19 protein-coding genes and 3 pseudogenes are annotated in these 20,730 nt (G+C 66.0%); 18 read left to right on the top strand and 4 right to left on the bottom strand.

Annotation, left to right across the window (positions count from 1 at the left end; all coding sequences use genetic code 11):
* Positions 1 to 10: 10 nt before the first annotated feature.
* Both QLQ12_RS11865 and QLQ12_RS11860 read left to right on the top strand, forming a co-directional pair.
* Positions 11 to 1,270: a copper amine oxidase gene (locus tag QLQ12_RS11865; protein WP_282759372.1), complete on the top strand. Its 1,260-nt coding sequence runs from the start codon at positions 11 to 13 to the stop codon at positions 1,268 to 1,270.
* A 117-nt stretch (positions 1,271 to 1,387) separates the two neighbouring features.
* Positions 1,388 to 2,023, top strand: a complete 636-nt coding sequence (locus QLQ12_RS11860; RefSeq protein ID WP_282759370.1) for a DUF305 domain-containing protein — start codon at positions 1,388 to 1,390, stop codon at positions 2,021 to 2,023.
* A gap of 521 nt (positions 2,024 to 2,544) precedes the next feature.
* Here the strand turns inward: QLQ12_RS11860 and QLQ12_RS11855 are convergent.
* The 3 genes from QLQ12_RS11855 to QLQ12_RS11845 all read right to left on the bottom strand — a co-directional run bounded on the left by QLQ12_RS11855 (position 2,545) and on the right by QLQ12_RS11845 (position 4,667).
* On the bottom strand, positions 2,545 to 2,856 hold the full coding sequence (locus QLQ12_RS11855; protein ID WP_282759368.1) for a hypothetical protein: 312 nt from the start codon (positions 2,854 to 2,856) through the stop codon (positions 2,545 to 2,547).
* Positions 2,857 to 3,066: 210 nt separating this feature from the next.
* Complete coding sequence (locus tag QLQ12_RS11850; RefSeq protein ID WP_282759366.1) at positions 3,067 to 3,852, bottom strand: GGDEF domain-containing protein; 786 nt, start codon at positions 3,850 to 3,852, stop codon at positions 3,067 to 3,069.
* A 269-nt stretch (positions 3,853 to 4,121) separates the two neighbouring features.
* Positions 4,122 to 4,667: an LmbU family transcriptional regulator gene (locus QLQ12_RS11845; RefSeq protein WP_282759365.1), complete on the bottom strand. Its 546-nt coding sequence runs from the start codon at positions 4,665 to 4,667 to the stop codon at positions 4,122 to 4,124.
* A gap of 409 nt (positions 4,668 to 5,076) precedes the next feature.
* Here QLQ12_RS11845 and QLQ12_RS11840 point away from each other — a divergent pair, with 409 nt between their 5' ends.
* From QLQ12_RS11840 to QLQ12_RS11775, 15 genes and pseudogenes are all read left to right on the top strand, one after another.
* Positions 5,077 to 5,523: a helix-turn-helix domain-containing protein gene (locus tag QLQ12_RS11840; protein ID WP_282759363.1), complete on the top strand. Its 447-nt coding sequence runs from the start codon at positions 5,077 to 5,079 to the stop codon at positions 5,521 to 5,523.
* Positions 5,524 to 6,099 (top strand): hypothetical protein, encoded by a 576-nt coding sequence (locus tag QLQ12_RS11835; protein ID WP_282759361.1) that lies wholly within the window; start codon positions 5,524 to 5,526, stop codon positions 6,097 to 6,099.
* Positions 6,099 to 7,301, top strand: coding sequence for an MAB_1171c family putative transporter (locus QLQ12_RS11830; RefSeq protein WP_282759359.1), 1,203 nt, complete (start codon positions 6,099 to 6,101; stop codon positions 7,299 to 7,301). The genes QLQ12_RS11835 and QLQ12_RS11830 overlap by 1 nt, the downstream gene beginning before the upstream one ends.
* A 4-nt stretch (positions 7,302 to 7,305) precedes the next feature.
* Positions 7,306 to 8,160: an oxygenase MpaB family protein gene (locus QLQ12_RS11825; protein WP_282759358.1), complete on the top strand. Its 855-nt coding sequence runs from the start codon at positions 7,306 to 7,308 to the stop codon at positions 8,158 to 8,160.
* 362 nt (positions 8,161 to 8,522) lie between these two features.
* Positions 8,523 to 9,752, top strand: coding sequence for an MAB_1171c family putative transporter (locus QLQ12_RS11820; RefSeq protein ID WP_282759356.1), 1,230 nt, complete (start codon positions 8,523 to 8,525; stop codon positions 9,750 to 9,752).
* 74 nt (positions 9,753 to 9,826) lie between these two features.
* Complete coding sequence (locus QLQ12_RS11815; RefSeq protein WP_282759355.1) at positions 9,827 to 10,942, top strand: cytochrome P450; 1,116 nt, start codon at positions 9,827 to 9,829, stop codon at positions 10,940 to 10,942.
* 635 nt (positions 10,943 to 11,577) lie between these two features.
* A pseudogene (locus QLQ12_RS11810) lies at positions 11,578 to 11,931 on the top strand (helix-turn-helix domain-containing protein); the annotation flags it as partial.
* A gap of 487 nt (positions 11,932 to 12,418) precedes the next feature.
* The gene (locus tag QLQ12_RS47065; RefSeq protein WP_407651468.1) at positions 12,419 to 12,676 is read left to right on the top strand and encodes a helix-turn-helix domain-containing protein; all 258 of its coding nucleotides are present in this window, start codon (positions 12,419 to 12,421) and stop codon (positions 12,674 to 12,676) included.
* The gene (locus tag QLQ12_RS11800) at positions 12,673 to 12,843 is read left to right on the top strand and encodes a helix-turn-helix domain-containing protein (RefSeq protein ID WP_282759410.1); all 171 of its coding nucleotides are present in this window, start codon (positions 12,673 to 12,675) and stop codon (positions 12,841 to 12,843) included. Before QLQ12_RS47065 ends, QLQ12_RS11800 begins: the two co-directional genes overlap by 4 nt.
* A gap of 49 nt (positions 12,844 to 12,892) precedes the next feature.
* On the top strand, positions 12,893 to 13,432 hold the full coding sequence (locus QLQ12_RS11795) for a transposase (protein WP_282759353.1): 540 nt from the start codon (positions 12,893 to 12,895) through the stop codon (positions 13,430 to 13,432).
* 9 nt (positions 13,433 to 13,441) lie between these two features.
* Positions 13,442 to 13,816: a transposase gene (locus tag QLQ12_RS11790; protein ID WP_328518276.1), complete on the top strand. Its 375-nt coding sequence runs from the start codon at positions 13,442 to 13,444 to the stop codon at positions 13,814 to 13,816.
* A gap of 119 nt (positions 13,817 to 13,935) precedes the next feature.
* A pseudogene (locus QLQ12_RS47365) lies at positions 13,936 to 14,249 on the top strand (IS1182 family transposase); the annotation flags it as partial.
* A gap of 678 nt (positions 14,250 to 14,927) precedes the next feature.
* Complete coding sequence (locus QLQ12_RS11785; RefSeq protein WP_282759351.1) at positions 14,928 to 15,680, top strand: phospholipase A2; 753 nt, start codon at positions 14,928 to 14,930, stop codon at positions 15,678 to 15,680.
* Positions 15,681 to 16,311: 631 nt separating this feature from the next.
* Complete coding sequence (locus QLQ12_RS11780) at positions 16,312 to 17,085, top strand: AfsR/SARP family transcriptional regulator (RefSeq protein ID WP_282759349.1); 774 nt, start codon at positions 16,312 to 16,314, stop codon at positions 17,083 to 17,085.
* Positions 17,086 to 17,121: 36 nt separating this feature from the next.
* Positions 17,122 to 19,077 carry an ABC1 kinase family protein gene (locus QLQ12_RS11775; protein ID WP_282759347.1) on the top strand — a complete coding sequence of 652 codons (1,956 nt, stop codon included), beginning with the start codon at positions 17,122 to 17,124 and terminating at the stop codon, positions 19,075 to 19,077.
* 232 nt (positions 19,078 to 19,309) lie between these two features.
* Here the strand turns inward: QLQ12_RS11775 and QLQ12_RS11770 are convergent, their stop codons facing one another.
* Positions 19,310 to 20,050, bottom strand: coding sequence for a UbiA prenyltransferase family protein (locus QLQ12_RS11770; protein WP_282759345.1), 741 nt, complete (start codon positions 20,048 to 20,050; stop codon positions 19,310 to 19,312).
* A gap of 51 nt (positions 20,051 to 20,101) precedes the next feature.
* Here QLQ12_RS11770 and QLQ12_RS11765 point away from each other — a divergent pair.
* Positions 20,102 to 20,704, top strand: a pseudogene (locus QLQ12_RS11765) (transposase family protein); the annotation flags it as partial.
* Positions 20,705 to 20,730: the final 26 nt, after the last annotated feature.

The following is a 20,730-nucleotide window of genomic DNA, read 5'->3' as shown; positions in this document are numbered from 1 at the left end:
ACACCGGAACATGACGATCAAGAAGATGACCGGGATGGCCGCAGCCGCCGCGGCAGTGGTACTGGGCGCAACGACAGCCGGACCCGTTCAGCCGGTCCGGGCCGCGGCCCCGCCGGCGGGCTGCAGTCCCGAGTCCACCGTCAAGGAGACGCTGCCCAACGGCACGACCTGGCAGATGTGCTGGCGGATGGACCGAGAGAGCGGCCTGGTGCTGGAGCAACTGGCCGTTTCCTCCACCCGCTACCCCGAGCCGGTACAGGTACTCGACTCGATCACACTCGCCCAGCTCAACGTGCCGTACGACAACGGTGCCACCGAGTACAACGACATCACCCAGTTCGGCTTCGGCGGCGGGTACCTGCAGACCCTCGGCGGCGAGGACTGCAAAGACGGCTCGGTGCGGGCAGGCTCCGACGGCTCGCCGGACGCGGCCCACCGGGAGGTGCTCTGCGTCAAGGCGGAGGCGTCCGGGCTGGCCTACCGGCTGGCGGATGGCTCGAACGGCCAGCCGCTCGCCAAGCAGGGACATGACCTCGTGCTGAGCTCGGTCAGCAAGGTCGGCTGGTACGAGTACGTATCCGAGTACCGCCTGCACGACGACGGGCAGATCTCCGCCCGGCTCGGCGCCACCGGCGATCTGTCACCGTTCAACAACACCGACCCGGACAAGGGCTGGCCCATCGGCTCCGGCAACACCGGGTACAACTCCAACCACTACCACAGCGCCTTCTGGCGAGTGGACACCAACATCGGTGGCCAGGGCGGCGAGAAGGTGGAGCAGTACGACACCAAACTCAACGGGCAAGGCAGCGGATCCGCCCTGCTGAAGACGACCCGCAAGGCCATCAGCAAGGAAGCCAGCCTCACCACCGCGAACCGCCGGTGGTGGCGCGTGATGAGTGAGTCCAGCAAGAACAAGGACGGGCACAACCGCTCCCTCGAACTCGATCTGGGCGTCAACGACGTCTACGAGGCGCACCCGGAGACCACCCCGGACGTGACGTTCACCGAGAACAAGGCCTGTGAGCGGTTCGCCACCGACAACCTCGACCCGCAGTGCACCGGCGGGAAGACCATCCTGGACTACGCCCGCAACAAGGAGACCCTCACCGACCCGGTGATGTGGGTCCGGGTCGGCTTCCACCACGTACCCCGCGACGAAGACCAGAGCCCGATGCCCGTGCACTGGCAGGGCTTCGATCTGATCCCCCGCGACTTCACCGAGAACAACCGTCTCACCCCGCCGGAACGCGACGGCGTCAACGGCTAACCGGTCAGACAGCGACGAACGCCGGGCCGCACCACCACGGTGCGGCCCGGCGGGCACGACAACCGCACGAACAAGGACTCTTCAGTGACCCCACGCCGTATCGTCTTGTCGATACTCATGTCGCTCACCGCCGCCACCGCCGGCTGCACCCCCCATTCCAATGCCGCACCGGTACACGCCCCGTCCGGGCCCGCCTCACCGGCCCCCGTGTACGGCGGACCGCACTCCACCGCAGTGCCCACGCCAGGCGCCTCCCCGGCCGTCGTCGCGCCCAACGGCGTGGACCTGCTCTTCGCCAAGATGATGATTCCCCACCACGGGCAGGCGGTACGGATGAGCCGCTCGCTGGCCGGCAAGACCGGCGTTCCCGAGCGGGTGGTGGCGGTGGCCGACTACATCGCAGCGGACCAGCAGCGGGAAATCCACGAGATGAACGCCTGGCTCCAGGCATGGGGACATCCGCCGGTGAACCCGGACGATCCCGCCAACAGCCGGCTGCACGGCCGCGACGCCGCGACCCACGGCATGCTCACCGAAGAACAGGTCCGGGCCGGTGAGGCCGCTGCGCCGCCGACCGCGACGCGCATGTTCCTCGAACAGATGATCGAGCATCATCGAGGAGCGATCACCATGGCCCAGTCCGCCCTCAAAGACGGCAGCAACGCCTACACGCGGACGCTCGCCAAACACATCATCAACGAGCAGAGCACAGAGAACGAATCCATGACGACAATGCTGACCGAACTGCGCTGACCCCGCACGCTACCCAGACCAGACCAGGCCGGGGCGTTACGGCGTCCGCGAGCGCGTCGCCACCATCCGAGGAGCCACGCGGAAGACCACCCAGGACACCAGGCCTGGATCACCAACGGCCAATTGCGGGGGGTTGCGAGATCCACACGTTCTGTGATTGCATCATGTCGGTAAGGCCGGACATCTCCCCCCGTGGATGCCCGGCCTTACCTATACCAATCACGGCGCAACCTTGCCATATCGGCCGTTCGTCGCGTGACCGCTGCCAGCGCCCGGCCACACCAGCCTCGGCGACATCGCGACTCAGGACCGTCAGATCAACGCTGTTACCGCGACGAGCAGGATCCCGCAGAGGAATCTTCCCCCCGAAGCGCCCCGTCCACCGGCAGCACCCGCACACTGCCTTCCGGCAACGCCGCGATCGTGCGCACCAGGACCCCGCGCAGCCACGCCGCCACGCTCCGATCCCGGGCATCGGTGTCGATCGCCAGATGGCCAGCGTCGACGAACGGCGCGACCGCTCAGAACACACTGTTGCGGACCGGCTCCGCCTCACCGACCCGCAAGAACAACGGGCCGCCCGGCGGCGCATCCCGGCCCAGCGGACGGCCCAGGATTGAACCGTCGAGCGGCTGCCCCAGCCAGCCCGGCAATCCGGCCTGCGCCACCGCCTGCACCTGCGCCACCAGCCGCCGCACCTCGCCATCGGAGGTCGCACCGGCGAACTGATCGTCCTCCAGTGCGCCGACTGTCGCCTCGGCGTCCAGCAGTAGGGAGGCGGCACGCCGATGCAAGTCCACCGCACGCCTCAGAAACTGCGCGATCGTTCCCACCGCAGTCCTCCCCGTACCGGTGCGGCCACAACCGGGCGTCACCCTATCGGGACCACACACGAACAGTAAGCCCTCAACTCCCCGCCGTCACACGCAAGATCTTCTATGGCCGGGTGGGGCTTTGATAGCCGCGTTCATCCATGAGGAAGCGTCAGCGCTGCGGACGGCCGCACGCGGCGGCACCGATAGCGGACGCCTCGGCACGGATAGTCATCCGTTAGCCATGGTGACGCCGTGGACGCGGCTAGCGCTGTCGGTCATGACGTAAATGCGATCGCGGCCACCAGCTTTGGCATGCCGTAAGGCGAGATCGGCCTGCAGCACAAGGTCATGCAACGAAACATCTACGGCAGGCGAGTGTGCCGCTACCCCGATGGAGGCGCTGCGATCTGTGATGACTGCGGTGGAGACACGGGTCGTCGCAACGCGCAGCTGCAGGGCGCTGATACCGGCCCGGATCCGTTCGGCGACCGTTGCGGCGGCGACCGCGTCCGCTCCACGGAGGAAGGCCAGGAACTCGTCTCCACCGTGCCCGCCGTAACGGCCGGCCGGGTCCCCTTCACGGAGCTCCGCCCGGATCACAGCCGCTGCCGCTCGGAGAAACTCGTCCCCCGCGGGATGACCCAGGGTGTCGTTGACCTGCTTGAATCGGTCTAGATCTATCAGAAGCAGGGCGGCTGGCTGGGCAGTATCCGCGGCTTGTGTCAGGGCTGCCGAGGCCCGCTCGTCCCAGCCCCATCGATCGAGCAGGCCGGTCAGCTTGTCAACGCCCGCACAGCCCAGCGGCTGACCGCAAGCATCGCATCGCAGTGCTTGGGCGCCACCAGAGCCCCGTTGCCGACGAAGGCGTGGTGCCAGGAGGCCGAGAGGCCGACTCCGACGCAGAGACAACAAAGCCAAGAGCGACGCGAAGAGCTTCGACAGGGCCGCCACCGACCATAGCCGCCAGGCCATACGGCGACGCTGACTGCTCACCCTGACCGCTTCGTCGAGCAAGCCTCGCTACTCGAATGATCGACAGGTGCTGGCATCAGCTGTGACCAGAAACCATGACGAAACCCGTTTCCCCCGTAGGTCACGTTCGACTCCCTTTCGCTACGCCGACCCAGATAGGAGACGACGGCCGATGTTTGTGGCATTGATCGTTTTGACGTTCCGAAGCCGTGCGAGCTACTGGATGACTTCGGCACCACGGTGTTGCCAGCCGAGCCGGAACGGGCGCCGTGCTCGGGATCCACCAGGTACGCCCAAGGCATTGCGTCTTCTCACCTTGTGAGGACCTGCTCGGCCGCGCGGTCCAGCGTCAGCGTGATCCACTGCTCCACATCGACTCCGCTCTGCTCGGCAGCCTCACGCCAGCGGTGGAGCCGGACCCTCGGAACGGCGAGGCGATGCAGGTCGTTCGGCTCTCCACCCGGAGCGCCCTGTTGCTTGCTCGGCGCCAATAGCGCGCTACGTAGCTGCCGAAGCGTCCATTGCTTCTCCTGGGCCCGCTGCAGCCACTGCTCCTGCTCGCCCACGTTGAGCGAGGCGAGCGCCGCGTGGTGCTGGAAACTCAGTGCGGGCCGTCGCCGGCCTGCCGGGTAGCGCCCCGCAACCCACGCGTAGTTCCGCAGGGTCTGATAGCTCAGCCCTGCGGCGTGGACGGCACGCTCGTACCTGTCGCTGAAGTGCTCCCTGCCATAGATCAACCAGTCGCCCAGCCACCACGAGGATGAACTGAGTACGCCGGCAAGCATGTGACCGGCGTTCTCCCATTCCTCAAAAGCCGCATCGGCGGGGAGCTGCAGGGCAACCTTGGTGGTGAGCACACGCGAGCCAGAAACATGCTGCCCTGGCACCAGGCGTGGTCCTGTCATTCGTGTCGTCCCTCCCGCTGCGCCGGCTGGCCCAAGGCGATGGCTGTCCCGGCCAGACATTTCAATCGCGAGTTGCGAAGATCGCGAGCCGGACCGTGGGGGGAGTCCGCTTCCTGTCGATGGATGCCGACGTCACGCTCAAGCGTGCTTCAACCCTTCGGCTGTGCCCTTGTGGTTCACCGTCCGCCACGATCAAAGCGAAGTCACCGGTCCTAAACCGTGACGCAATCGCTCGCACCGAGTTACATCGGTCGATACTGACTGTGCGATCATAGGCACACCGAGCGTTACTCCGTCAACCTCTGTACACAAGCAGACAGACCGGTGTAAACAAGGTTCATGTCTTCGTGGAGAGGTGTGTATGTCGAGCGACTCTGACTCGCCTGCAGCGAACCCACTGGCGGAGCGTCTCGATCGACTTTTCGATGCGGTCCGCAGGCCAGACGGCAAGATCTATTCGCTGCGCGAGGTCGCCGATGGAATCACCGCAGCTGGTGAACCGATCTCACACGCGTATGTGGGGCAGCTGCGCAAGGGGCAGAAGAGTGACCCGTCGCTCGGTCATCTGCGCGGCTTGGCACGTTTCTTCGGCGTTCCCGTCGAATACTTCACCTCTGCCCAGCTCGCCGCCGAGGTCGACAAGGAGCTGGACCTTGCGGCCGCGCTCCAGCAGATGCGAGCACGCACTGTCGCGCTACGCGACTCCGTCATCCCGGAGGCCGAGTCGGCGATTGGAGCCCTTACCGAGCTCCTACAAGTAATCCGTGGGCTCGAGGAGCGGCGCGATGATGCTGGCGATGGTGGCTGAATGTTCGTCGCGGTCTGGCAGCAGCCGATGCCGGCCTCGATGCGAGAACCGACAGGAGGCAGCACTGCGGTGACGCGATGGGACGTACGCCGGCGCTGCGAGGCGCTCGCCCGGGCTATGACCATCCCTGAGCCGTTTGACCTCCCGGCCTTCCTCGCCAACATCGGCGCGGACCGGGGGCGACGAATCCAGGTCGTACCGTTCCGGCTCCCGCCCGGTGCCCCGCGAGGGGTCTGCGTTGCCGGTGACGCCGCCGACTACATCGTGGTAGACGCCGCGACGACCGGAAACCAGCGCACCCACATCGTCTTACATGAGGTGTCCCACCTGCTGCTCGGCCATGAATTACGCGTGGTCGACTGCCTACGGCACCTGTTCAAGCATCTGGATCTCGACGTGCTCCAAGCCCGACTCGCTCACGCCCGCACCAATTACTCCACGGTGGAAGAACGCGAGGCGGAGACACTGGCGTCGCTGCTCGGACAACGCGCGCATCTGTGGCGTCCGCAGGCAACGCCGGCCAGCGCCGACTCACTGACCGAACGCATCAGCCTCTCGCTCGAGGACGGGAACTGATGGACGTCAGGACGGCGGCGTTCCTCGGCTGCGCGGCCATGGCATGGGCCGCCGTGGTCTACAAGGCAGCTGCCCTGCGACACGATCCGCGCAATGTCCGCCTGTGGGCTCTGGTCGCCGTCATCGCTCTCCCCTCGGCCGGTTTCACGCTGGCCATCACCGCCGTGTACGCGGCGATCACCCGGTGGACCGGGGTCCCGAACCTCGCCACCTTGCTGGTCTATTGCTGCATCGTCGGATACAGCGTGAGCGTCCTAGTGATGCTGTCACTGTGGGAAACGCCTACCTCCGCAGCACTCCCCCGGACCAAACGCCTCGCCGTCCTCTACGGCTGCGTTCTTGTCGCCATGGTGGCGCTCTTCTTCGGCTCTAACGCACGTGACGACCATCCCACCGACTTCGATACCGTCTACGGCCCGCAACCCGTCGGAGGCACCTTCCTGCTCGTCTACCTCACCGCATACGGGATCGGGCTGGGCACTCAAGCGCGTCAGGGCTGGCGATTCGCCCGTCGAGTCGCTATCACCGGAACACGGCCGTGGCTTCGCCGGGGGCTTCGATGGATGACAGCCGGAGCCGTCATCGCGCTGGGCTACTGCTTCGGGAAAGCCGCCTTCGTCATCACCGCCTGGTCCGGCATGCGCCTGCCGCTGCTCAGCGATATGGGACTACTGTGCGCATGCCTCGGGGCGGTCCTCATCACCATCGGGTTCACCATGCCCTCCTGGGGCCCTCGGCTCTCGGCCGGCACGGCATGGACCGGACGAGCCACCACGTACCTGCGGCTCTACCCGCTCTGGCTACTGCTGTACCGCACCGTACCCGACATCGCCATGGACCCACCCCCATCACGATGGGCAGACATGCTCGGACTACGCGACCTCGACTTCCGCCTCACCCGCCGGCTCATCGAGATCGCCGACGGCCAACTGGCGCTCACCCGCTTCGCCAGCACCCCGCCGCCGGCCGTCATCGACGAAATCACGGCGACACATCGACTTCCGGCGGACGCGGTCCGCCACGCGTTGATCCTCCGAGAGGCTGCGCGCCAGTACCGCAAGTCCGAGACATCTGACGAGCAACCGTTCCCCGCGGCATCGGCACCGCGGATCGACACTCCCGATGACCTCGCTCGGCTCGTCCAGGTCGCCACAGCCTTGAAACGGTTGCCCGCAGCGCCAACCCCGACCCCAGCACCGTAGGACAGTGATCGTGATTCACCACCCGCGCCGCTTCGACCGCCTCACCCGCATCCGCACCCTCGATCCGGTCCGTGACTGCCACGACATCTACCGCACCACCGCGTTGTACGAGTTCCCGTTCGACATCCGCATGGGCCTGCTACTGGCCTTCTGGCGCACCTTCGCGGTGCCCTCCGTCGCGGAACTGCTGCTGTCCACCGGAGAAACCACCCACCGCACCAAACGCCGGGCCGATGACACCGGCATCCTCATGTACACCCTCATCCACCACGGCCTCGACCACCCCCTCGGCCGGGCAGCCACCCGCCGCATCAATCAACTCCACCGCCGTTACACGATCTCTAACGACGACCATCTGTACATCCTCGGCACGTTCATCTTCGTCGGCGCCCGCTGGATCGACCAACACGGCTGGCGACCCCTGTGCTGCCACGAACGCACCGCGATGTACCACTTCTACGCCGAACTCGGCCGCCGGATGAACATCCACCACATCCCGCCTACACTCCAGCACTACGCCGACTGGTACGACCGCTTCGAGTCCGAACGATTCGCGTTCACCCCCGCCGCAGCCCAGCTTATGACCGCCACCAAGGGACTACTCGCCAACCTGCCCGGACCACTCGGACCACTGAGTGAACGCCTCGCCGACGCCCTCATCGACACCCCCATGCGAAACGCTGTCGGCCTCGCCACGCCGCCGCTCTGGGCCCGCGCCCTGCTGACCGGAGCCCTCACCGGCCGCGCCGCACTGCTACGCCACCTCGCCCCACCCCGCAAAACGCAGCACCAACCCGACGGCTTCCAAGCCAAGACCTACCCCAACGGCTACGACATCACCACCGTCGGGCCGACATGACAGCGTCAGCCCTGGAGCACACCAAAACCCAACATCCTTCGCCGTCACTGCACCGAAGTCCTCGATACAGCCAGCCCGACACCCACCAGCAATCAGCGCGAAGCCGCAAGGATGCGGTATCGGCCGGCGTTGTCGAGCTCCGGCACTAGGAAAACCTGAACCCGTGGTGTACCAATAGCTCGGCTACCGTCCTTCGCCACAGCAGTACTGTCGGTAAGTGATGGTGGCCCCGGTCTTCTTCGCAGCCATGTTGGGATGCCGCACCGCCCCTCGGCACTACGTCATTCCTACGGCGATAGGGCGGGGAAAGCCCTGTTCGAATAGAGCCAAGAGGCCCCGTTCGCCTCTCGCAAGGAGTCTTGATGCTGCAGACCGCCGAACTGTTGTTCAACGTCATATATCCCGTGTGCGCTGTCGTCGGATTCATTACCTGCGGCTATAAGGTACGCGATCTGCTTCGCGGCCCCCGTAGCGCGGCACTTGTCGCGCTAGTAGTTGCCCGCTTATGGCCAGCGTTGTCGTTCACTGTCGCCACGCCTTGGGTGTACCGGCAGTTCGACCAGTGGATCGGTATACCCAACACGGCCACTCTGCTGGTCTACAGCTTGATCGTCCTCAACAGCGTCACCGCACAGGTCCTCCTGCTGCTGTGGTCGCACCCGCCGGAAGTCGCTAGGCGCAAGGCGTTGCCGCGACTGGCCGCCTGTGCTGCGGTTTTAGTGACGATGACAGTGTTGTTCGTCGCGGCGGACGTGACGAGCGAACGTCCCGTCGACTTCGATGTGTACTATGCCCGCACTCCGCTGATAGCAGCGTTTTTGATTATATATTTGGCTTTCTTCGCCATCGGCCTGGGCACGTCGGCCTGGATGACCTGGCGGTTCTCCCGAGCCGTCGACCGGCCCTGGCTTCGGCGTGGCCTGCAACTCAACGCTATCGGCGCTCTGTTCGGACTCGGCTACGACCTGGCGAAAACGGTATCAATCGTGGCCCGGTGGGCAGGCTCCTCACAACTTGACGCGGTGAACGTCATTGGGGCACCTGTTAGTGCGAGCACCGGTGCGCTGCTCATCGCGATCAGCTCGACCCTTCCGGCCTGGGGGCCCCGGGCCGAGCAGCAGTGGCGGTGGAAGCGCGCCTATCGCCGCCTGGAGCCGTTGTGGCTGGCCTTGTATCGCGCCGAGCCCTCCATCGCGCTGCACCCGCCCCGGCCTACCTGGCGTGACCGATGGGACGTCCGCGACATTGAGTATCGCTTGTATCGGCGGCTCATCGAGATCCGCGACGGCCATCACGCCCTGCGGCCGTGGTTCCGCGACGATGTCGCTGCCACCGCTCGCCGTGACGCCGCGGGCAAAGGTGCCAGCGGCGAGGGCCTCGAGGCAGCTGTGGAAGCGGCCATGCTGATCGCAGCGCTGCAAGCCCGCACTCGCGACGAGCCGGCCGTAGGCACCGTCCAGCCCCCTGCCCCGCCCCCTCCCGCTAGCGACAGAAACCTCGACGACGACAGCTCCTGGCTCGTAGCGGTATCCGAGGCCATGCGCGCAAGCGCGGTCCATTCAAGACCGGATTCGCGCAACACCGTTGGCTGACGTCTACTGTCGAGAGCATGTTGCGCCTGTGGGACGCCGAGTTCACCGCGGACCCCTACCTGTTGTGGCAGCGGATGCGAGCCAGCCCGGCCCAGCGAGTACAGACGCCAGACGGCACACCGGCGTGGCTGCTGACCCGTTTCTGCGACGTCCGCGCCGCACTGACCGACCCTCGCGTTTCCGGCAGCGAGGTGCACTCTCACGGACGGGACTTCACCGGCTACGCCCTACCGCGCGAGCTGCGCACCAACCTCATCAACAGCGAGTCACCCGCACATGGCCGCCTCCGCCAAAGCATCGCCCCCGGGCTCACCTCCGACCGGATCGCGCCACTGGGCCCTCACCTACGAGACACCGCCACCCGACTACTGGCCCCATACCTACGTCGACGGGAACCGTTCGACCTCGTAACCCGCTATGCGGGTCCGCTGACCGTCGAACTGACGCGCACCTGGCTGAACCTGCCCACAACCATCGGCGAGCAATTCTCGACCTGGTCCGCCGCTCTGATCGACCCCACGCCGACCACAGCACCCCGCGCGCGCGACAGCCTGGCGACCATGCGCCGCCTCACTCATGCACTCATCGACGCCAAACGCGTCGACCCCGCCGACGACCTGGTGTCCACGCTGGTCCACGCCCACGACACCACGAGCACGTTGAGCCACGACGAGCTCGTCTCGATGGTGTTCTACCTACTCTTCGTATGGCACGAAGCCTCCATCGACGCAATCGGCAACGCCGTCATCGCCCTGTGGCACGACCCTGCCGGCCTCGCCGAGTTACGCGCCAGCGGAGACGTCGCACGGGCCGCCGTGGATGAGCTGATGCGATTCGATACCGCCCAACCCATGGCATTCCGCCGCTTCGCCACCACCGACCTGCCCATCGGCGATGTCACCATTCCCGCAGGGGACACCATCGTCGCCTCCCTGGCCGCCGCCAACCGCGACCCGGAGGCATTCACCGACCCCGCAGACCTTGACCTGACGCGAACCCCGAACCCGCACCTGAGCTTCGGCCACGGCATCCATGGCTGCCCCGGCGCCACCCTGGCTCGGCTACATCTACAGCAAGCCATCACCGCAGTCGTCCGAACCACCGCCCAGCTTCACCCCACCGGCCCCTCCATCCGATACCGACCCGGGTTCCGAGGACGAGGGCCCCGCGAACTACCGATGATGCCTTAAAACTTCCAGATTGGATTCTGGGCTCACAGTGCGCGGGCTGGCCGGAGAGCACCGTCGACGTCCGTAAGGTTGCCGTACCGCCGATGTAGCCCGGCGCTGGAGTTCGTGGCTCAGGACGCGATTCGGATAGCTCGGCCTGTCCCGTCGACGGGACAACGGAGTTCAATACTGGCAGAGACCAGCAGGGCTATTCAAAACTATGGTCGTGCCGATCGATGTCACAGCGAGTGACATCTGAAATTGCCGGATGGTGGCCGAGAGCGTCCTTATTGAACGCAGCGGCCGGGATCCGACAGATCAGCTTTGTGTGGGAGATGATCGAGGGTCAGCCGCCGCCGTGCGAGCGTATGACGGGACTGAACCGGGGACAACTCGCTGATCTGGTCGATCGGGTCCGGAGGATCGTGGGCCCCTGGGCGAACCCTGTGGGACCCTGTCGCCTAATGCGACGTTCCTCAAATGGGTGACTACCGATCAAAACCGCCTTCACATGACGATTGACGTAGTGCAGGTCGTCGTTGAAAGGCGGGTGTGTCGTGTCTGCTCCGGTCGTTGCCCGTCCCGCGGTGGACGACGACGAGCGGGCACGAGTGCAGAGGCTGGCCGGGGCGCGGCATGCGCCGGCGGATTGGGTGATGCGGGCGCGGATTGTCACGTCGTCGTGGGACGGGCTCGCACCACCGCAGATGGCCACGCAGGTCGGATGCCACGCGCGGACGGTGCGCTCATGGATCCACCGGTTCAACGCCGAAGGCCTGACCGGGCTCGGCGACCGGCAACGACCCGGCCGGCCGCGCCGACTGAGCGAGGCCGAACGGTCGAGGATCGTGGCACTGGTGAAGACCATGCCGCCGGGCTGGCTGCGCTACGACCCGGCCGCCGAAGCACTGGTGCAAGCCGATCAGACGTCGGCGGAGGCGGTGTGGTCGCCGGACGCGCTGACCGCCACCGCCAACGCTCAAGGCATCCAGGTTGGTCGTTCACAGGTGCGGCGGATCCTGTTGGCCGACGGAGCCCGGTGGCGGCAGGTCCGCTCGTGGGCGGTGTCCAAGGACAAGGACTTCGTCCCAAAGAACAGCCGTCATCGAGCGTTACACGAGTGCGCCCGAGCACACCACGGTCGTCTGTGTCGACGAGCTCGGCCCGCTGATCCCGCGCGCCTACCCGGCTGCGCCGGGCTGGACCGCCGACGGCAACCGGGTCAAGGAAGAAGTCGCCTACTGGCGGGAGCCGGAGAAGACGTGGGTCTACGGCGGGCTGCGTATCCGCGACGGCCACGCGGTCACGATGTGCGCCGATCGGCGCAACGGCCTCTGCTACTGAGGTTGAAAGGTCAGGGGGGTCCTACCTGTTCGGGTGACGTTTCGGCGTGTCGCTGCGGCTTGGTGGTGTGGCCGGTCGTATGCCGGATTGGTGCGGTACGCCGATGGCGGCGGCCTGGACGCGCGAGGACGGGCACGCCGGGAAGAGATTCGGATGCAGGCTGCGGAGTTGTTCGAGCAGAACGTGCCCGCTGCTCAGGTCGCGGCGCGGCTGCGGGTCTCGGCCAAGTCGGCGTACGCGTGGAAGAAGCAGTGGCGTGCTCGGGGCCGGGCCGGGCTGACGTCGAAAGCGCCGCCGGCAGCGAGTGCCGGCTGGATCCGGTTCGGTTGCAGCGATTGCAGGACGCCCTCGATGCCGGACCGGCCGCGTACGGCTGGATTAAGGATCAACGCTGGACCCTTGCCCGGGTGAGCGTGTTGATCGCTCGGCTGTTCCACCAGCGGTACACCGAGCGTGGGGCGTCCTATCTGCTGCATCGGATCGGCTGGTCCCCGCAGGTGCCGGTGCACCGCGCCGCCGAACGTGACGCGAAGAAGATCGTTGAGTGGCGGCAGGAGACGTGGTCGCGGGTCAGATGATGGCCCGCGAGCAGCGGGCGTGGATCTGTTTCGAGGACGAGGCCGGCCAGTGGCTGCGGCCGCCGAAGGCCCTGACCTGGTCACAGCGTGGCCGAACGCCCGGGTGGTGTCGGTGACCGGCAAGGGCTCCGGCCGGGTGTCGATGGCCACGGTCCTGGCCGTGCGGCCGGGCCTACGCGCGCGGCTGTTCTACCGCATCCACATCTACCGTGGCCGCAAGAAGGAGCCGAAAGGGTTCGGCGAAGCCGACTACATGCTCCTGCTGTGCGCGGTCCACACCCAGCTGCGTGCTCCGATCATCGTCGTGTGGGACAACCTCAACCACCACGTCAGCGCCGCGATGCGCGCGTTCGTCGACACCCATGACTGGTTGATGGTGGTCCAGCTGCCCGGCTACGCCCCCGGGCTGAACCCGACCGAGAACGTGTGGTCGCACCTCAAGCGCGGCATCGGAAATCTGGCGCCCTGCACCATCGCTCAGCTCGCCGCGATCGTGCGCAGCCGGCTCAAGAGCCTGGAATACCGGCCCGCCCTGCTCGACGCGTTCCTCACCGGGACCGGCCTGGCGTTGGACCCGCAGCCGCCTTGATCACTCACCCTGACCATTCAAACTCGGTATCAGGACTTTCTCACCCTGCTGGAACAGAGCAACCCGGCCGGCGACATCGTCGTGGTCACCGACAATCTGTCCTCACACACCTCGGTGTCCACCCGCGAATGGCTCACCGAGCACCCGCGGATCCGGCAGGTGTTCATTCCCAAGAACGCCTGCTGGCTCAACCTCCAAGAGCCATGGTGGCGGATGTTTCGCCGGCAAGGACTCGCCGGCCAGGAACTCGCCAGCAGCGCCGACATCCACACCGTGACAGCGGTGGCCACCGCACAGCTCAACGCGAAGGACAAACCCTGGATCTGGGGACGGCCACCGCCACCGAAACGCGTCTACCGGCTGAAGATGACGTACCGGATTTAAGGAACGACGCACTAATTCGCGGCGCGCCGGTTGCAGTCCGGGACGTTGCAGTGGTGTCCAGTGAGGATTGGTCTCGCGGGGGCCTGGTTGGTGCAGCGCCTCGGGTGAGGTGAGTGGCGGTGTCGATGCGTCCGCGGGTGTTTGCGGAGATCCCGGAGCAGACCGTAGCGGTGGCCAGGGCGGCGTTCCGGAAACCGACGCTGGCCCTGCGGGTTCGCGGCGCGTTGGGTGAGGTCTTCGCTGATCAGGCGTTCCGCGACGCGTTCGGCGCTCGTGGCAGGCCCGGTATCTCGCCGGGGCAGCTCGTGACGATCATGGCCGGGGCAGCTCGTGACGATCATGGTGCTGGGAGTTCGCGGAGAACCTCACCGATCGGCAAGCCGCCGACGCGGTCCGCAGCCGTATCGACTGGAAATACTGCCTGGGACTGGAGCCGCTTTGCACCTCGCGAACAGGCTCTGACCCCGTTCTTACATGGAGCTCCGGGGCATGCGAAGGCGCAGTCAACAGGGTGAAGGCGTTGAAGAGATCGATGTTCGGCCGGGCGAATCTGGACCTGCTTCGCCACCGGATCCTCCTACCGAACTGATGCCCGACCTCACCCTGCGTTGTCGCTCCCCGGAATCTGGGCCAGATTCCAACGAGATGGTAGATCTCAGCTGACTGAGGCCAGGAATCACTGCGCGTCGACTACCCGCTGGGAGGCGGCGGGCGTGCTGGCGTAATGATGGCCACGTTTCCGAGTAATTCTCGATATGGCGCCGGCTTTCAGGCGCGCTCGTTTTGTACATCAGTACTGGTCTTTGCCCGAGCAAGCGTAGAGCGCCTATTAGATGATCACAATAGGAATGTCAAGAGCGGATGGCACCATCAACTTCGGGGTAGATCTCTCAATGCCAACGTCGTATCGTGATCCTCACATTGATTGGCGTAAGCATCTCAGCCACTGCGGTGCAGCAGTACCGAAATCCGCCTGCACCCCACCTCACCGCAGAAGGGGATGTATCGAAGGCGGGTTTGTCGAGGCCAATCCATCATGGAAAGGATCCGAGTGAAAAGCTGGTCCACACCCCTACGCTCCATTGCGACTGTTCTCGCGGCAGGGGGTCTTATGTCCCTGAGTCTGGCCTCTTCCATGGCCTTCGCCTCGCCGCCTGAAGACCAAACCGTTGTAATTTCCGCGGCTGATCCAAGTCGTCCGGAATCGGTTGTCTTGGAGAACGCCAGCGGCCCCAAATCGTACCAATTTGCGGCGCTCGTGCCAGAGGGCGGCAGATTGGTTCCCTTAAAGAAATCGGCGGCTGGTGACTCCTTCACCAGCGACGTCTTGGTGGAAGATTCCAGGGGCAACGCGGTAGGCGCTTATGAAGCGCCATATGCGGCGGACGCAAAGGGACGGCTCCTGCCGGCGGATTACCGCATCGTAGGAAAAGACCTTGTGCAGACCATCGAGCTTCCCGCAGATACCGCCTATCCCGTCACAGTAAATATAGCTTGGTTCGAACCTATCGGTCGCGTTAATCCCAAAGCCCCTGCGGGCCAACCGTCAATTCTTGCAGGGATCTCAATCCCGTCGAATTATGTCTACGATCCCTCTCGAGGATCATTGCATGACTATTGCACGTGGTCGCCCGACCGGTGGCGAAATGTCGATTTCAGAGGTTCATGCGCCCGGCACGACATGTGTTACGAGAGGCCGGGGCAGCGCAAGGCAGCATGCGACAACACATTTAAGAACGATTTGGAAGTTTCCTGTGATATGACCTATATCCCTGGGGTGGCGACAACCCTCAATAGACTCTGCTACCGCATGGCTAAAACCTATTACGAAGCAGTGCAGAGATTTGGAAACGACCCGAGCTAACCGCTCTTTCAAAGACTTCCTGGCAGCGGTCGGAGGAACGGCTATGGCTGCGTCGCGGACATGCTCGGTTTTAAATAAGGTCAGATAAGGAGAGTAATTCGTGGAGTGTGCGCGTTCCCCGGCTTGCAAGTTCGCTGCGGGGAACGCGCCACTATTGCAATATGGCATGGACATAATGCACGCCGGCTGACGGTTGTGGCTATATCCAAGTGGACTCGTGTTGTATGCTGCATGGAAACGTCCGAGCTCATTAGAGCGAGAAAGGTGCGTTTCCAGTGCGTTTCCTCATAAAGCTTGGCCTGGGTATCACGGCTTTAGGCTTGATGGGTGCCCTCGTAAATATCGGGGCCCGCGGGTGGTTCCCGGACCATTGGGGTGGCCCGAACATCGGCGCCGGCTTTCTTCAGCTTTTATGTTATGCCCTCATGATGGTTGGAGCGGCGCTCACACTGGGAGGATTTGCTGGAGCTCTAGTGGGTTTCATCATTTCGAGAAGCTCTAACCGAGCACCATGATCACGACGACTTTCGGTGACCGGCACGTAGACGCGCGCGCATTGCCTGCTGCTTAGCGTCGGTTCAACGTCATCGACGTTGGTGAAATCACAAACCGAACGGGGACGGTTCAAGCGATGCTAAGCTTCAACATTCTTGGCGGGCTCGAAGTACGAATCGATGGCGTCGAGTGCACCCCGACCGCACCCAAGGTGCGCTCGGTCCTGGCGTTGCTGCTGCTGCGCAGCAACCACACCGTCAGCCAGGAATCGATCTTCGACTGGTTGTGGCGCGGGCAGGCGCCGCGCAGCGCCGCCACCACCACCCAAACCTACATCTACCAGCTGCGGGCACTGTTCGAGCGGGAGAGCGCGGGTTCGGAACAGCTCCTGATCACCCGGCCGACCGGTTACACCCTGACGATCGAGGACGGGCAGCTGGACACGATCGTCTTCGCCCGGATGTGCGCCGAGGGACGCGCGTTGCTGGAGCGGAACAAGCCCGGGGAAGCGTCGCTGAAACTGGCCGGTGCGCTGTCGCTGTGGCGGGGCCGCCCTCTCGCCGACATCTGCCTCGACCTGGAAGCCAGCCCGGACATAGCGCACCTGGAAGAACTGCACCTGAGGGCGCTGGAGCTGCGTATCGAGGCCGATTTCCGATTGGGCAACCAGCGGGAGCTGATCGCCGAGCTGCGCGGTCTGGTCGTCGCCCACCCGATGAACGAGTGGTTCCACGCCCGGCTGATCTCCGCCCTGAACCACTGCGGGCGGCGGGCCGAGGCGCTGCAGGCCTACCACAACCTGCGCCAGGTGCTCTCCGCCGAGCTGGGCCTGGACCCGACGCCGGAGGTGCAGAACCTGCAGCGCCAGGTGCTCACCGGCAACGACGTCCGGCTGCTCGCCGCCGCCTGAGAGCCGCTCGGCCTCCGGCGTACGGGAAGAGGGATCATGAACAGCATCGGACTGGTTCTCGTCGTGGTGTTCACCACGGTGGTGCTGACCGCCGGACTCGCCGTCGCGGCCCGCAGACTGCTCGGTCTGCGGGTTGGCAAGATAAGGATGATCATGTCCGGGACGGCTGGCCTGGGTGGCTGGGTGGTGTTCGGCACCGCTACCGCCGGGTCCGAGCGGGGACCGGCGTTCGCCACCATCCAGATCGGGGTCGCCCTGCTGGCCTCGATGGTGTTCCTGATAGTCGCCGAGGGCGCGGTGCCGAGCGGATCCCTCCCGCAGCCGCACCGATGGCTGCTGCGGATCCGGCAGCGGGTGTCCCGGGTCCGGCGCTACCACACCATCGTCCGCATGATCGTGCGACACCGGCTCACCCCCGGCCAGCTGCGCAAGCGGCGCACGGACCCCACCTTGCCGGAGTCGGTGCGGCTCGCCCTCGAGGAGGGTGGTGCCACCTTCGTCAAGCTCGGCCAGATCGTCGCCACCCGCCGGGACCTGTTGCCGCAGCACGTCGTCGAAGCGCTGGCCACGCTGCAGCACCAGGTCGCCCCGGCCGAATGGCCGCAGGTCCACCTACTGCTGACCGCCCAGCTCGGCGCGCCGCCCGAGACGGTGTTCACCAAGTTCGACCCGGAACCGATCGCCGCCGGCAGCATCGCCCAGGTGCACCGGGCCCGGCTCACCAGCGGTGAACAGGTCGCCGTCAAGGTGCAGCGGCCGGGCATCGGCGTCGTCGTCGAGCAGGACATCGACATCATCGTCCGGATGGCGTCGGCGGCGCAGTCGCGGACGGCCTGGGGGCGGTCGATCGGCGCGAGCGACCTGGCCGACGCCTTCGGTGAGGCGGTCCGCGAGGAGCTCGACTTCCGGGTGGAGTGCCGCAACATGGCCGCCATCGCCCCGGCCTGTGCGGCCCGGCCGGGCGTGCCCGCGGTCCGGGTCCCGGCCATCCGGGCGGCTCTGTGCACCCCGAGCGTGCTGGTGATGGAGTGGGTGGACGGCATCCCGCTGGCCGTCGCCGACGCCACCATCGACGCGACCGGCCTGGACCGGGCCGCGCTGGCCCGCACTCTGCTGTCCTGCATGCTGCGCCAGATCATGGTGCAGGGCGTGTTCCACGCCGATCTGCATCCGGGCAACGTCATGCTGCACTCCGACGGGTCGCTGACCCTGCTCGACTTCGGCATCGTCGGCCGGCTCGACAGCCACCTGCGGGGCGCCATCCAGCAGTTGCTGCTGGCCATGTTGCGCGGCGACCGGACCGCGCTCTGCGACGCCCTGCTCGATGTGATGGTGCGTTCCGAAGCGGTCGACGAACAGCACCTGGAACGGTCGCTGGGCACCTTCATGGCCCGGCACCTGGGCCCGGGGATGAGCCCGGACGTGGCCATGTTCAACGAGCTCTTCCGGCTGGTGGCCGAGCACGACCTCGGCCTGGCCCCGGAGGCCGCCGCGGTGTTCCGTGCGCTGGCCACCCTGGAGGGCACGCTCACCCGGCTAAGCCCCGGATTCGACATCATCGTCGAGGCGCGGGCTTTTGCGGCGTCCCAACTCGACGAGAATCTGCGCTGGGGACCACACCTGTCACCCAAGGTGGTGCGGGACCGGGCGCTGGTGGAGCTGGCCGGTCTGCTGCCGATGGTGCGGAGCATGCCGCGGCGCATCGACCGGATCACCCGGTCGGTCGAGGAGGGCAGGCTCAGCATCGGGGTGCGGCTCTTCTCGGACACCCGCGACCAGAAGGTCATCGGCGGGTGGTTGCACCAGGTGCTGCTGGCCTTCCTCGGTGCCACCACCGGGCTGATGGCGGTCGGCCTCCTGGCGATACCCGGCGGGCCGCAGGCCACCGGGAGTGTCAGCCTGTTCGAGCTGATCGGTTACAACCTGCTCGTCCTGAGTTCGGTCCTGGTGCTGCGGGTGGTTCTGCTGATCCTGCGGCCCAGCGGTCGCTGACCCCCTGGACTGCTGTCGCCGCTGCCCGCGGCGGCAGCTTCGTCGTTTCCACCGGCTGGCCGGACCTCGAACAGCCGCCAGCGGTCCAGGCCGGCTGGAACGGTCCACCCCATCGACGGTACGACCGGAAGCGGACCGGTCACCGCACGGAACCAGATCGACGACGAAGCACTCGAGCCGATCGGCTCGAGTGCCTGGCAGACGTGCTGGGCGGCGGTCGGCGATCCGGTTCTCACAGTGCCAGCAGCACCAGGGCATGCGCGGAGTACTGGGTGATCATGAAGCCGCGGTACGGGCGCCGGCACCGGTCGCGACTGCCGTAGGAACCGCGGTGCAGGGCCAGGCCGGCGACGGCGGTCCCGCCGACGGTCAGGGCCACCGTGGCCGCGCGGTCACCGGCCGCGTCGGGCAGGTCCTTGGTGAGCGCGCCCACCACGGCCATCCACCCGCCGAGCAGGGCACCGAACACGACCACGGCCGGCTCGAGCCGTCCGCTGATCACCGCACCGGCCCCGTAGGTGGCGGCACTGCTGAGGATGCCGACGAGCGCCACGCCCCAGGTCCACCGTTTGAGCGCCCACCGCGTCGCGGAGTAGGCGTAGCCAAGACCCAGCAGGACGGCCGTGAGGATCAACAGCGCGGGCGACTGCACGGCCGCGCCGGTCAGCGCGCTCACCCCGAGGCCGACCGCCAGGTTCCGCCCGGTCCGCGGGCTGAGCTGCCCGCTGGCGATCGGCCGGGAGGACCCGTTGAACCGATCTTCCCGGACATCGGCGACACCGTTGAACAGATAGACCGACGCCGTGGCGCTCAACCAGGTCAGAGAACCCGGGACCACCGCGGCGGTCATCCCGCCGGAGAGGGCGTCGCCGGCGAGGAAGCGCAACTGGAAAATGGCTTGCACAGTCGGCCGCGTCTCCAGGGCCTCTGCAAGGTAGAGGTATGACCGGATGATCGGGTTTGGTGTAGTCACGCCGGTATCAGACGGTACGTAGAAGAGCGCGGCCTTCGATTGATCATTCAGGTGTCTAGGCCAAATGATCGAGTTCGAAGGACCGCGCACGTGCAATCATCGTTGATCAGGAGTCTGTCCGCACGCCTGCCGGGCGTGTCGGACGGCCCGTGTCCTGCCGGGCTGCTGCAGGCCCTGGCTCAGATCCCGGACCCGCGCGATCCGCGCGGGCGGGTGCATACGCTGTCCAGCCTGCTCGCGGTCACCATCAGTGCGGTCGCGGCCGGGCAGAGATCGGTGTCGGCGATCGGTGAATGGGCCGCTGACCTGCCGATCGGTGTCCTGGCCGAGCTCGAGGTGAGCCGGGACCCTTTCACCGGAGGCTTCCTGGTGCCTGACGCGTCCACGATCGGCCGGATCCTGGCCCGCGTCGATGCGGATGCTGTGGAGATCGCTCTCGCGGGCTGGCTGCTGACCAGGACCGGCATTCATGAAGTGCCAGGCCGGCGGGCTGTCACGATCGATGGCAAAATGCTGCGCGGCAGCGGCCGCCCCGGCACCCAGACTCATCTGCTGGCGGCGTTGGACCAGGACACCGGCATCGTGCTCGCCCAAACCGATGTCGCGGGGAAGACGAACGAGATTACCCGGTTCCAGCCGCTGCTGTCCGGTCTGGACCTGACCGATGTGCTCGTCACCGC

It is taken from the genome of Actinoplanes sandaracinus (assembly GCF_030009775.1).
Lineage (GTDB): Bacteria > Actinomycetota > Actinomycetes > Mycobacteriales > Micromonosporaceae > Actinoplanes > Actinoplanes sandaracinus.
This window is presented reverse-complemented; position numbering and strand designations above follow the sequence as displayed.